This window comes from Aquabacterium parvum (assembly GCF_001447195.1).
GTDB lineage: Bacteria > Pseudomonadota > Gammaproteobacteria > Burkholderiales > Burkholderiaceae_C > Aquabacterium > Aquabacterium parvum.
This window is the reverse complement of the sequence record NZ_LFRI01000157.1, coordinates 58330-71538: the sequence shown is the minus strand read 5'-3', so window position 1 is coordinate 71538 and position 13209 is coordinate 58330. Positions and strand designations below refer to the sequence as shown.

The 13209-nt window shown below is 66.8% G+C and carries 9 protein-coding genes; 3 read left to right on the top strand and 6 right to left on the bottom strand.

Annotated elements, in window-relative coordinates; translation table 11 throughout:
* Positions 1-29 precede the first annotated feature (29 nt).
* The 5 genes from ABG80_RS06230 to ABG80_RS06210 form a co-directional block, all read right to left on the bottom strand.
* The gene (locus ABG80_RS06230; RefSeq protein WP_058086887.1) at positions 30-1505 is read right to left on the bottom strand and encodes a PhoX family protein; all 1476 of its coding nucleotides are present in this window, start codon (positions 1503-1505) and stop codon (positions 30-32) included.
* Positions 1506-1889: 384 nt separating this feature from the next.
* The gene (locus ABG80_RS06225) at positions 1890-2438 is read right to left on the bottom strand and encodes a class I SAM-dependent methyltransferase (RefSeq protein WP_200964269.1); all 549 of its coding nucleotides are present in this window, start codon (positions 2436-2438) and stop codon (positions 1890-1892) included.
* Between the two features lie 111 nt (positions 2439-2549).
* Positions 2550-3518 carry a chemotaxis protein CheX gene (locus ABG80_RS06220; protein WP_058086885.1) on the bottom strand — a complete coding sequence of 323 codons (969 nt, stop codon included), beginning with the start codon at positions 3516-3518 and terminating at the stop codon, positions 2550-2552.
* A gap of 236 nt (positions 3519-3754) precedes the next feature.
* Positions 3755-5644, bottom strand: a complete 1890-nt coding sequence (locus ABG80_RS06215; RefSeq protein WP_058086884.1) for a zinc-dependent metalloprotease family protein — start codon at positions 5642-5644, stop codon at positions 3755-3757.
* A gap of 92 nt (positions 5645-5736) precedes the next feature.
* The gene (locus ABG80_RS06210; RefSeq protein ID WP_058086883.1) at positions 5737-8433 is read right to left on the bottom strand and encodes a LuxR C-terminal-related transcriptional regulator; all 2697 of its coding nucleotides are present in this window, start codon (positions 8431-8433) and stop codon (positions 5737-5739) included.
* Between the two features lie 204 nt (positions 8434-8637).
* Between ABG80_RS06210 and ABG80_RS06205 the strand changes: the two genes are divergently transcribed.
* Positions 8638-9666 (top strand): DUF1176 domain-containing protein, encoded by a 1029-nt coding sequence (locus tag ABG80_RS06205; RefSeq protein WP_058086882.1) that lies wholly within the window; start codon positions 8638-8640, stop codon positions 9664-9666.
* On the opposite strand, the gene ABG80_RS06200 is transcribed toward ABG80_RS06205, so the two are convergent.
* A complete protein-coding gene (locus ABG80_RS06200; protein WP_058086881.1) occupies positions 9656-11041 on the bottom strand; it encodes a TAXI family TRAP transporter solute-binding subunit in 1386 nt (461 codons plus the stop codon). The two genes, ABG80_RS06205 and ABG80_RS06200, sit on opposite strands and share 11 nt — an antisense overlap.
* A 108-nt stretch (positions 11042-11149) precedes the next feature.
* On the opposite strand from ABG80_RS06200, the gene ABG80_RS06195 reads away from it, so the two are divergent.
* Together ABG80_RS06195 and fghA are read left to right on the top strand one after the other, a co-directional pair.
* Entirely contained in the window at positions 11150-12295 is a 1146-nt protein-coding gene (locus ABG80_RS06195) for an S-(hydroxymethyl)glutathione dehydrogenase/class III alcohol dehydrogenase (RefSeq protein ID WP_058086917.1), read from the top strand.
* Between the two features lie 13 nt (positions 12296-12308).
* On the top strand, positions 12309-13157 hold the full coding sequence (gene fghA / locus ABG80_RS06190) for an S-formylglutathione hydrolase (RefSeq protein WP_058086880.1): 849 nt from the start codon (positions 12309-12311) through the stop codon (positions 13155-13157).
* The last annotated feature ends 52 nt before the right edge of the window (positions 13158-13209 follow it).

The following is a 13209-nucleotide window of genomic DNA, read 5'->3' as shown; positions in this document are numbered from 1 at the left end:
GTTGAGTGGGTTGCAGACCTGATCGGCGATCAGATCGGGCCCTTGGCCCAGGGGCCGGTGATGGCGAAGGTCACGCCCGGCGTCTGGATGTTGACGAACAGGTAACGGCCGGTCGGGTCGAAGCAGGCGCCGCAGAACTCGCTGGAGCGGCGGTCAGCGGCCAACGAAGCCAGCTTGCCGGCAGCGGTCAACTGGGCCGAGCTCAGGTTGATGTTGTTCTTGGCGAAGATGAAGGTGCCGCCGTTGCCGGTCAGGCCCATCAGGCGCGTGCCCGGACCGAACTGGTCGTTGACGGTGCCGCCGTCCTCGCAGATCACCAGGTGGCCGCGCGGGCTGACGGTGATGTTGTCGCCGTTGTTGCCGGCCAGCGTGCTGGCCGAAGCGAAGATGCAGGTCATGACCTGGGTGGCCAGGTCCAGCTCCCAGATGGCGCCTTCGTTGACGGGGCCGCCCGAGGTGTCCATCAGGTACATCTTGCCGGCGTGGTACCAGACGCCTTCGCCACGGTTCATGCGCAGCGCGCCCTGGGCCCAGCCTTGCACGAAGGGGCCGGCGGTGTTGGTGATGACCACGCCATTGAGGCCGGTGGCCGTGCCACGGTTGGCGTCCGGGTCGGCGATGTTGACCCACTCCAGCGCGTAGGTCTGGCCCAGCTCGGCAGGGGCCACGTTGACGTTGTTCTGGCCGACCACCTTGGCCATCTGCAGCGTGCCGCCCTGGGCCAGCGAGCCCACAAAGCCCTGCGTGATCACGGGCACGTAGCGGTACAGGCCCGACTTGCCGCTGCTGTCTTCGGTCAGGTAGACGATGCCGGTGGCGGGGTCGATGCCTGCGGCTTCGTGGGCGTAACGGCCCATGCCGACGATGGGTTGGCCCGTGGTCTGCTGCGGATCGGCGGTGACTTCGAAGACGTAGCCGTGCTTCTTGCCGCCAGCGCTCACGCTGTCGGAGCCGACTTCTTCACAGGTCAGCCAGGTGCCCCAGGGGGTGGGGCCGCCGGCGCAGTTGGTGCGCGTGCCGCCCAGGCTGGGCTCGGTCTTGATCCAGTTGCCGTCGCGGAAGGTCAGGTTGGTGGTGCCGCCGGCCGAGTAGCTGGTGCCGCCCGAGGTGCTGGGGAAGGCGTCGTACACGGCGGGCGCGCCGAAGAAGCCCGAGTCGCTGCCGGTGCCGCGCTCGTGGTTGCGCACCATCACGATTTCGGTGCTGCGGCCCACCTTGCGGGTGGTGATCACGGCCATGCCGTCGTGCGAGCCGGGGGTGGGCTGGCCGTTGGCCATCAGGTCACCCGTCCAACCGTAGGACTTGTAGGTGAAGCCGGCGGGCAGCATCAGCAAGGGCAAGCCGGTGCTCAGGTCGTTGACGGGGGCCACGGGGCCATAGGGGCTGTCGACCAACTGGGTGGCGGCGGCCATGGCGTTGCGGCTGTGCAGGGCCGACAGGGCGGCCAGGAAGGGCAGGGCGCCGGCGCCCTTGATCAGGCTGCGGCGGCTGGAATCGATGGACATGAACAAGCTCCGTGGTTGAACCGGGTGGGGTTTGGGGCGAATGCGAATCACTCTAGGCACGGGGTGTGACACCCGTGTCGGGCCGCATGCACCCCGCCCTGATCCAGGCGACCCATCGGGAATGCGGACGATGGCCGGCCGGGTGTGGCGCTGGATCAACCCTGGAGGCCGGATCGACTGATCGGCTGAGGGCGCTCACCCTTTGGAGGGTGGGGATTCCGTTTGGCTTGGGGCTGACGGGTGGAGCCTCGTGAGAAGGACGGGTCCGGCAAACAAGGGAGCAGTTGGGGCCAAGCGCCACTTTTCGGGCGTGTCTTCACATCAAATCGCGGGGGGCCTCACCATACGACTGGGGCGATTTTGCGAGTTCTCGAGGTAACAAGCTCAGTCAGCTTGCTTGAAAACCAGGGCATTCATCCACCGTTCGGATGAGTCCTGTCGCCGGTCCTCCGTCGCCCAAGTCTGGATTTGCCCCACACCATCGAGTTGGCCGATCCACGTACTCAAGCGCCCCTCGGTAGCATCCGTGAACGGCTTCCCCAACCTATCCACCCGCTCGCCCTCACCCAGCTTGTAGCTGGCGTACACCACGCCTCCCGGCGCCAGCCACGCCCATAACCGAGCCCAAGCCTGGACCTGATCGGCCTCGGTCACGTGCAACAAGCTCGCGCAGGCCCAGATGCCATCGAACCAAATGCCAGGCGGCACGCCAAGCGGGGTGGTTTCGCTCAAGCTCAAGAAATCAGCCACGTACACGGGCAGCCCGGTGTGCTCGCTGGCCAGGCGGGCCAACTCCGGGCTCGCGTCAAACGCGGCCACTCGGTGGCCTGCACGTTGAAACGCCAGGGCATCGCGGCCTGAGCCGCACCCGGCGTCCAGCACCCTGGCGCCCGGTGGCAAATGCGCCAAGAACCGAGCGCGAACAGGTGACATGTCCACGTCGCGCGTGGCGTTTGCGTAAGCGGTCGCGTGGTCTCGGTAGTGGCTGATTGTCAATGGGGCCTCACGCCTGGTTCATGCGTGAGTGTAGAGACCTGCAGCGCCTCAAAAAAACTCCAACTCCCCCGAATCCACCAGCTCTTCCGTCGACACCTGCACTTCCTTGAAGTCCTCAGGCGACCAGCTCAGGTTGAACACCAGCCGCTGGAAAATCTCCACCGGCGGCGAGCTCTGGTCGTCCAGGTCGGTCAGCGTGTACTTGAAGCACAGCTGCGGCGTGCTGCTGCCGAACGAGATGTTCTTTTCTTCCAGCATCACCAGCATCGGCACCTGCGTTTGCGACATCAGCACCCGGTACTCGTCGACCACGTAGCGTGACTTGAACGAGCCCCACACCATGTTGGTGATCTCGCCCAGCACGTCCGAGATGCGGTGGGCCTTGGGCTTGACGTAGGGGTCGTGCGAGCTGGCGTCGAGCTTGAGCGTGCGGTTCTCGCACTGCAGCATCATGTAGCCGCGGCACCAGCGGCTTTCCAGCGGCACCAGCGTGAACACCTCGCCGCACACGATCGAGTCCTTGACGATGTAGGGCGTCTCGCAGCTCAGGCTGAAGTGCCTGAAGTAGGTCCGCATGGCGTCTTCCGTGATGCGCTGGATGCCGCGCACCATCGCGTTCGGGAAGTAGTAGCTGAAGATGAAGTCGCGCAGGCTGTGCTTGAGCGCGTCCATGTCGTCGACGTGGTAGGCCGCGCAGAAGCAGTCCTGGGCGCGCTTGGGCAGGTCTTCGAGCGAGCTGGTTTTCGTGCGGCGCAGGAAGATGGGCAGCTCGGGCCGGATCTTGTGCAGCTTGACGGCCAGGTCGATGCCGCCGTGTGCTGAGCCGTTGTAGCTCTCGGACATCAGGATGCCGCCCAGGTCCACGTTGGACTTGAGCACGCTCATGACGTTGTTGGAGTGGGTCTTCAGACCGATGAGGTGGTTGTCGGCGCAGAACTGCTTGATCAGCGCCAGCGTCTCGGCATTGCCGTCGTCAATGATCAAAACTTTGGCGACGACGTCTTCGGTGGCATCCATGTTCTCTCCCTTTCATGCCCGAATCCGCAGCCGCGTCCGAACGCACGGGGGCGCCGAGGCCAGCGCTGCGCTGGTCTGGCGTCTTCGATCGGACAGGTCGAATATTAGGAAAGCTGAACGAACACGCGCAATGGGGGTTGGCAAAATCACCGGGAGAGAGCGCCCAAATTCCGCAGTTTTCAGGGGCAGGCGGCACCTCTGGGGGGCGCCGCCTGCTTCGGTCTATCAGGTCGGCGTCATGGCTGCTGATAGAACTCGATGGCGTTGATGGGCACCGACACCGAGCTGGGCACGCTGGCGTCCGGCTTGACCGTGATCTCGATCACCCCGTTGGCTTGAGGCTGGACGTTGCTGAACTTGGCGAACCTGAGGATGTTGCCGTGGGTGGCCAACTTGGCCGACTTGACGACGCCGCCCGCTCCCTTGAGGTCGTACTGGGCAATGCGCAGGTTCTCGCCCGACTCCATCGAACCAAAGATCTTGAAGAAGTAGCGTGCGGACGGGTTGAGCCCGCGGATCTCGATCTTGCCTTGCTGGGCTTGCTTGGAGAGGAAGCCATCGGCCATCGCCATCAAGGGCATTTCGTCGAGGCCGCCGCCGTAGGCGTGAAGCACCTGGGCGGTGTAGGGTGCCTTGCCGTCGTGCGCAAACAGGCCGGTGGCGGTGCGTGCTGCGAAAGGCTGGGTGATGGCCAGCTGGAAGCGAGACTTCACGCCAGCCTGGTCGATCAGGTCGACTGCGGCGCCTGCTTCGCGGTTGGTGATGTTGTTCCAGTTCCGATCGGCGGGGGTCTTCAGGTTGTAGCTCTTGGTGTAGGCGGCCGTGGTGATGGTGGTCGAGTCGGTGGGCGACACCTTGTAGTTCCAGCCGTAGCTGGGGTCTTCGCCAAAGTCGATGCCGATCTTGGTGGTGTTGGGTGCCAGGGCGGGGTCTGCCGAGGTGCTCAGGCGTTCTCCGAAACCGGCCAGCTTGGCGGCGCCGGCGGCCACGGCGCTGGCGTTGTCGCGCAACTTGGCCGAGGTGGAGCTGGTGCCTGCATCACCGTAGGCGATGGCTCGGTTGATGCCGCTCGCGGGCGACAGCGTCGAGAGGATGGGCAGGCCCAGGCACTTGGCGGATCGCTCATCTTGGGTGACGGGGTCCTTGACGATCGTCTCCGAGCAGGCGACATAGCCCATCAGGTCGTTGTAGCCATCGAAGTAGTCGGCACTGGCGGGGTTGCCGATCGGGTATCTGGGGTTGGCGTAGCCCCAGCCGCTGATCTTGTTCACGCCGGCACCATTGACGGTGACGCGGACCTGATGCGGTGTGCCGGCCACCACGTCCTGGCTGGCGTTGATGAGGCCTGATCCGACGACGCGGACCTTGTCGTGGTTGGCGCCGAACAGGTGGCTGACTTCGTGGGCGAAGGTGAAGCTCGGGGCGGTCGCAACGTCGGCCATCAGCGTGGCAAAGCCTTCGTCAGGGTTGTCGACGCCAATGCCCGCAGCCAGGCCTGCCGAGGCCCGCAGGCTCTTGCCGTCGAACATGGCGTTGTTGTAGGTGCCGTTCGTGAGCAGGACGACGATGTCGCCCTGCACGGCCGCACGGCGGGTGTGGACCACGTTGAGCAGTTCGGCATTCGTGCCGGCATCCTGGCGGTTGCGCAGGCCGGCCAGTTCGGGGGCGATGCGCAGGCCCTGGTCGTTGATGAGGGTGGAGACCATGGTCTCGGGGTGGCTGACGGTGGTGGCCGCCACGCCCTCCTTGTAGCCCGTGACATGCACCTGGTCTGCCAGCACCAGGTTGATGTTGTTGATGCCGCTGTCTTTGTAGACCTTGTTGGTCTCGGCGATGGCGATCTTGATGAGGTTGTCGATGTGGTTCGTGGAGCGGCCCAGGGTGGGGTCGAGCTCGCACACGTGCTGGATGTTGGTGAGTGTGCGGATGGTGCTCAGCCGGGCGGCCGTGGCGGGGTTGGCGAGCAGTTGAGGGCAGCTGACCTTCTGTTGTTCCGCCCAGGCTTTGGCGTCGTCCGTGTAGGCCACGACCACCGAGACCGTGTTGATGGTCTGCGCGTGGGCGATGAGGGGGCTGGTGAGTGTGGCGGCCATGGCCCAGGCCACGGCGGTCAAGCGAGTTTTCATGGGATGTGCACCTCTCGGCATTGCGTCGTTGGATGGAGACAGCCGATGCTAGGAGAGGCGTCCTCCGATGGTTATCTATCGGAGGAGGTATTTCAGTGGGTGGGCATGGGGTTGCCGTTGAGGCTCAGCAGGTTCATTTTCGAGAGGGCCTGCACCCGGCCGTTGACTTCGAGCTTGCGGTAAATGTTGCGCAAGTGCGTCTTGACCGTGCCGGGGGAGATGTTGGCCAGCCGGGCGATTTCCTTGTCGGAGTAACCATCGCGCACGTACCAGAGGATGCCCACCTCCCGCTGACTCAAATTGTTGCCAATGTCGACGCTGGTTTCAAGTGAGGGCTGGTGCGTGGCGATCGGTGCAGCGGCGCCGACGTCGCGCGGCGATTGTTCGGCCATGGCTGAGCGCAAATGTTGGCAGAACGCGCCATAGAGCGGGTGATCTTTGGCGAGGTCGAGCACGGGGGCCAGGTCCCGTCCCTGATCCAGCAGCAAGCGCCGGTAGCCTTCGCCCGAGACCAGCTCGAGGGCGCAGATCAATTGCGATCTGGCGCAGCCCAGGTCATTCAGCCCATGCAGGGCGATGGCGGACCAGGTGAGCGCCAGCGCGTGGGTCATGGTGTGGCCATGGGTGGCCGCGTGTTCGGCCAGGCGGGCGGCACGGATCGCAGCCTCCTCGGGCCGCTGAAGCAGCACGAGGATGCGGATGGCGATCAGCTCGTCGCGTTCGTCGATGAAGCTCAGAGGCGCTTCGCGGGAGCGCGCGTGTTTCACCAGCCATTGTCTGCACGCTGGGGCATCGCGCCGCAGCCACGCGACCTCTGCGCGCAAGGCCGCCATCGAGCCGGAGGCAAACACGCTTTTGAAGTGCATCCGGTGTTGCACATCTTCGATCTGTTGAATCAGCCCGAGCGCCTGCTCGGCCTGGCCTTGGCTGATCGAAAGCGTGTAGCCCCGGATCAGGATGATCAGGTGCTGCAGGGCCTCGCACTTCTCCAGTTGTCGAAACCGGCGGAGTTCGACCAAGGCGCCCTCGGCCTGGGCGAAGTCGCCTTGTTCTCGAAAAAGGTCGACCAGCCCGATCCAGCGCCAGGAGCCGAGCCGACTGCCGGCGTCCCACCCGCGTGATGCGAGTTCACTTTCAACTCGCCGTGCAACTTGCCAGGCTTTCTGCAGTTCACCTTGCTGGTAGAGCACCTCGCTCAGGTAGCCGCACGATTGCGCCGCACCATAGAGGTTCTCATCGACCAGGGCCCAGTGGACCGCTTGTTCCAGCAAAGAGGCTGCGCGGGCCAGCTCGCCCTGGAGGTAGGCGTAGGCGCCCAGGGTCAGGAACGAGCGCCACCGCAGCGGGGAGTCGGAGCTTTCGGCCGCTTCCAGGGCTGCCTGGGAAAAGGTCAGCGTTTTCAGCCACTGTCCCTTGAGCCGGGCGACGATCGCCTTGAGCGTCATCACCTCGCATGTGAGGGATTCGATCGGCGTGCTGCCGGTTTGGCCTTGTCCGATCAGGTCGCTTGCGCGATCAAGCCAGGTCTCGCCGTGGGTGAACTTCTCGGTGTCCGACGCCACCCAAAACCGCAGACACAGCAGCGCGGGGTCTTTCTGCCATTCGTGATGGGGCACTTCCCCCAGCAGGCGCCTCACGCTGTCGCCATGCCCTTGCCGGATCCAGCGAGAGCCAACGGTGGACAGCAGCCGACAGGCCTGAGCCCATTGCCTGGCGAGCACATGCTGCTCCAGGGCCTCGGCCATGTGGTGGGTGACCTCGAACCAGGCGGCGGCACGGGCGCGCAGATCCAACAGGGTGTCGGGTGGTGGGGCCTGAACCTGCAGGATGAGTTCCTTGAACAGGTCGTGGTATCGAAGCCATTGCTGCTGGCCATCGAGCGCGACGACGAACAGGTTGCGCGAGATCAGCTCCGGAATCCACTGTTCGGCCTGCCCTTCCCCCAGGAGATGGTTCACCAGCGCAGGGCAGAACCTTGGCAGGAACGCCGTGTGGCCCAGGAAGTGCCTCAGTCCCTCGGGCAGCTCGGCCATCACTTCGGTGAAGAGGACTTCGTGAATGTCCTGCTCTGCTGCGCTGCTCGACGTGTCGTTCGAGCAGGTCAGTCCTGAAAGGCTGTAGAGGCGCAGGGCAGCGGCCCAGCCTTCGCAGCGGGCATGGATGGCGGCAAAGTCCCGGGCCAGGGAAGCTGGCTCGGCACGCGCGAGGAACTCGATGCTCTCGGCTTCGGTGAAGCGCAGGTCGTGGGCAGTGATCTCGGTGGCGAGTCCCTTGCTCTTGCGCTGAGCCAACTTCAGCGCAGGCAAGTGGCGACTGGTCACGATGAGCTGCCAGTGGGCTGGGAGGTGGTCGATGAAGAAGTTGATCGACTTCAACAGCTCGTGCGAAGACACGTGATGGAAGTCGTCCCACGCCAGCTGCAGCGGGCTGGGGCGCTCGCGGTCCAGCTCGTTGAGGTCGTTGAGCAAACAAGCCAGGGCGTCCCAAACGCCGGTGTCGGACTCGCGCAGGAGGGCCTCACTGCGCTTGCCGAGCGAGGGGTGAGCCACCCGCAGCGCAGCAATCACGGCCAGCCAGAAGCGCTGGGGGTGGTTGTCAAACGGGTCAATGGACAACCAGCCGCCGAGCGCGGTGTCCCGGATGATTTGCAGTGCGAGTGTCGTCTTGCCGAATCCAGTCGGTGCATGGATCACGGTCAGGGCTGTCTGCCTCGCTGGGATCAAGCGGGCACGCAGGCACGTTGCGGTCACCGTGTCAGGGGGGTGGAGTTTGGTGTGGACGAGGTTCATGCGCAGGCCCTCGGCGTGGTGAGCCGCCTCGTCCGATTATCTGGAGTCTGTGTGGCCTGAACCATGGACGGACACTTGAGTGCGGGGGTGGGGGCGCTCGTCAGCCTGGCGCCGCGGCGCGATACGCTCGGCGTCCCATCGCCTGTCGGCAGTCACAGCCCTATGCGCTTTTCTCCTCGTACGTCAGGCGGCGTTCTTGCCGCCGTGTTCGCCACCCTTTGCGCCAGCGGGCCCGCAGCGGGCGCTGCCCCACACGCTGCCGGCGTCTCGTTCGGCCACCGCGACTGGGAGCTGGCCTGCGACAACACGCGCACCTGCCGCGCCGCCGGCTACCAGCCCGACGAAGCCGAGCTGGCGGTGTCGCTCTTGCTCACGCGGGCGGCGGGGCCTGGCACGCCGGTGCAGGCGCGCCTCACGCTGGGTGATTACGGTGACGAGGACCAGGCGGCATCCGACCCGGCGCGGGGCCCGGGGCTGCTCAAGCTGCGCGTCAATGGCAAGGCGCTGGGCACCCTGCCCTGGCTGACCGAGCACGACACCTTCGGGCTCAGCCCCGCGCAGCTGCAGGCGGTGCTCAAGGCCTTGCCGCGGCCGAATGCGCGCATCGAGTTCAGCCACGGGCGCCACGTGTGGCGGCTGTCTGACCAAGGGGCGGCGGCCGTGCTGCTCAAGATGGACGAGTTCCAGGGTCGGCTGGGCACGCCCACCGCCCTGGCCCGCCCCGGCAACCAGCCCGAAACCCAGGCCTTGCCGCCCTTGCCCACCCCGGTGCTCAGGGCCGCCAAGGTGCCGCCCGCGGCCGCGCCCAGCGCCAGGCTCCAGGCCGCCGTGCGCGCCGAGCTGAAAAAGAACGAGGACGCGGACGAGGAGTTCCGCATCGACAGCGAAGACGGGCAACTGAGCTTCCAGCCCCTGGGGGGCGGCCACTGGCTGGTCAGCAAGCTGTGCTGGCGCGGGGCCTACAACGCGGGTTCGTGCGCGTGGGTGGTCAACGAGCGCAAGCCAGGGCAGTTCGAGCCGGTCACGGATTCGGCCAGCGACATCGGCGAGGGCGAGATCTGGGCCAGCCAGAAGTCTCGCGGTCTGGGCGACTGCTGGCACCACCAGGTCTGGACCTGGGATGGCCACCACTTCGTGCAGACCCGCGACAGCAGCTCAGGGCAGTGCAAGCTCGTCACCCCGGGGGGCGCCTGGGACTTGCCCACGCTGGTCACCGACGTGGTCAAGCCCTGAGGGGGCCGCCCAGCAAGCGCCTGCGGGTGCGCTCGATGTTGGCCCGCAGCGAGTAGAGCTCGTCGGCGTGGGCCAGCGGCACCGTGATCTGGCTGGCCACGCGGTCGAGTTCGTCGAGCTCGTCGAGCAGCTCGGACCGTGTGCCTTCGCCCTCTTCCATGCGGGCCTCGACTTCGCGCAGGCGGGCGTACCAGCGGAACACGCGCTGGCGCACGCGGTAGGTGTAGAGCGGCGGCACCACGCGTGAGAGCGGCAGCAGCAGCACGATCAAACCACCGATGACCAGCCACATGCGTTCGAGCAGGTTGCTGGCCCAGAAGGGCAGGTAGCGCTGCCAGAAGGGCGGCGTGCCGTTGATGGCGCGGTCGCCCTCGGGGCTGACGGGCAGCTCGCTGGTGCGGGTGTTGGGGAAGTCGCGCACCCCGTTGAACCAGCCCGCGCCACCGTGGATCTGTTGCGCCGCCTGGGCAAAGAGCTGGCGCAGCGCGGGGTGGGTGTCGTCGCGGGTGAGCAAGGCGGTGGTGGCGGCCAGCATGCCGACGTCATCGGGGGGCAGGTCGCGGGCGAGGTCGACCATGCCGCGCGGCAGTGTCACCGTCTGCAGGAAGGGGAAGCGCCGCGTCAGGGCATCGGCTTGAGGCACCTCGGCCAGGGCCACGCCGGGTTGCTGCAGCAGGCGCTGAACCGTGGCCGATTCGGGCGCGGTCATCAGCACCAGGGCGTCGAGGCGGCCGGCCTTGAGCGCTTCGGCGGCCTCGGCCGGGGGCAGCTCGCTGGCGACGAAGGCGGTCGGGCCCAGGCCGTTGGCCAGCAACAGGCCACGCATCAGCTCGGGCACGCCGCTGCCCGCCTGGTCGAGGTTGATGCGCAGGCCTTGCAGCTGGCTCAGCGAGCGCAGGGCCACCGGGGGCGCCTTGCCTGCCAGGGCCGCAGGCCGGTAGAAGATCCACAGTGGCTCGTAGAACAGTGCGCCCAGCGACAAGATGCCTTCGTTGGCCTCGGCCAGGGCGGCGGCGTCGCCTGCGCTGGCGTCGCTGCCGCCGCGCACGAAGGCGACGTCGGCGCGGCCGTCACGCAGGGCCTGCAGGTTGGCGGCGGGGCCGTCGGTCGGCAGCCGCTCCACGGTGATGCCGTGTTTTGCCAGGGCCTGGGCATAGCGCTGCGCGAACTCGGCGTAGGCGCTGTCGTCGGGGCCGCTGGCCAGCCTCACGGTGCGTGGGGGTTGCGGGTCGAGCCACCAGTAGGCCGCCGCCAGCAGCCCGAAGGCCAGCAGCAGCACCGGCCCCAGCGAGGCGAGCATGTCGCGCAGCGAGACCGCCCACAGGTGCACGGTTTGCCGCGCGCGGCGGGCCACGGAAAGAGGTCGTTCGGCCATCGGAAGAAGGTCGGGAGCGTTGGGGCCACCAGCGTACCGCAGCGCCTGCGCATAAGATCCGGGGCTCCATCTTCCCCCTCCCCGCCCCCGTTCAGGAGCCGCACCATGATCAAGTCCCGAGCCGCTGTCGCCTTCGCCGCTGGCCAGCCCCTGCAGGTCGTTGAAATCGACGTGGCCCCGCCGAAAAAGGGCGAGGTGCTGGTGCGCATCACGCACACCGGTGTGTGCCACACCGACGCCTTCACCCTCAGCGGCGAAGACCCGGAAGGCCTCTTCCCGGTGGTGCTGGGCCACGAGGGGGCGGGCATCGTGGTGGAGGTGGGCGAGGGCGTGACCAGCGTGAAGCCGGGCGACCACGTCATCCCCCTGTACACCGCCGAATGCGGCGAGTGCCTGTTCTGCAAGAGCGGCAAGACCAACCTGTGCGTGTCGGTGCGCGCCACGCAAGGCAAGGGCGTGATGCCCGATGGCACCACGCGCTTCTCCTACGAGGGCAAGCCGATCTACCACTACATGGGCTGCTCCACCTTCAGCGAGTACACGGTGGTGGCCGAGGTCTCGCTGGCCAAGGTCAACCCCGACGCCAACCCCGAGCAGGTCTGCCTGCTGGGCTGTGGCGTGACCACCGGCCTGGGCGCGGTCAAGAACACGGCCAAGGTGCAACAGGGTGACACCGTGGCGGTGTTCGGCCTGGGCGGCATCGGCCTGGCCGTGGTGCATGGCGCGCAGAAGGCCGGCGCCGGCCGCATCATCGCCATCGACACCAACCCCGACAAGTTCGAGCTGGCGCGCACCTTCGGCGCGACCGACTGCGTCAACCCCAAGGACTTCGACAAGCCCATCCAGCAGGTCATCGTCGAGATGACGGGCTGGGGCGTGGACCACAGCTTCGAGTGCATCGGCAACGTCAACGTGATGCGCGCGGCACTGGAATGCGCGCACCGCGGCTGGGGCCAGAGCGTGATCATCGGCGTGGCCGGCGCGGGCCAGGAAATCTCCACCCGCCCCTTCCAGCTGGTGACGGGCCGCAAGTGGCTGGGCACGGCCTTCGGTGGCGTCAAGGGCCGCAGCGAGCTGCCCGGCATGGTCGAAGACGCCATGAAGGGCGACATCAACCTCAAGCCCTTCGTGACCCACACCATGGGCCTGCAAGCCATCAACCAGGCCTTCGACCTGATGCACGAAGGCAAGTCGATCCGCAGCGTGGTGAACTTCGCCGAAGCGGGCACCGACGTGACCGAAGCCACCGCCTGATCGGAGCAGCGCCATGCAACGCGTCGAGCAACACGCCAGCTTCGGTGGCAGCCAGGAGGTTTGGCAGTTCGCCTCGCCCGTGCTGGGCTGCGACACGCGGTTCGCCGTCTACCTGCCGCCTGCGGCGCTGCGCGGCCAGGCCTGCCCGGTGCTGTACTGGCTCTCGGGCCTGACCTGCACCGAGCAGAACTTCATCACCAAGGCGGGCTTTCAGCAGCACGCGGCGCAGCACGGCCTGATCGTGGTGGCGCCGGACACCAGCCCGCGTGGCGAAGGCGTGGCCAACGACCCGGGCTATGACCTGGGCCAAGGCGCGGGCTTTTACGTCAACGCCACGCAGGCGCCCTGGGCCGCGCACTACCGCATGCAGGACCACGTGGCGGTGGAGCTGCCTGCGCTGGTCGATCAGCACTTCCCAGCCAACGGCCAACGCGGCATCTCCGGCCACTCGATGGGCGGGCATGGCGCGCTGATCACGGCCCTGCGTCACCCGGGGCGCTACCGCAGTGTGTCGGCGTTTTCGCCCATCGTCGCGCCTTCGCAGGTGCCTTGGGGGCAGAAGGCGCTGGGGGCTTATCTGGGCAGCGACCCGGCGGCCTGGGCCGAGTGGGACGCCGTCGCGCTGATCACGTCGCTGCCTGCGGGTGCCGAGCGCCTGCCCCTGCTGGTGGACCAGGGCGAAGCCGACGAGTTCCTGGCCGGCCAGCTGCGACCCGAGTTGCTGGCCGAGGCTTGCGAGCGCACCGGCCACCCGCTGACGCTGCGCCGCCACGCCGGGTACGACCACAGCTACTACTTCATCGCCAGCTTCATCGGTGAGCACATCGCGCACCACGCGCAGGCCTTGCAAACGGCCAGTTGATGTGAGAGGGTGGCATGGCCCCTGCTTGATGCGACCCATGCCACCTGTCACA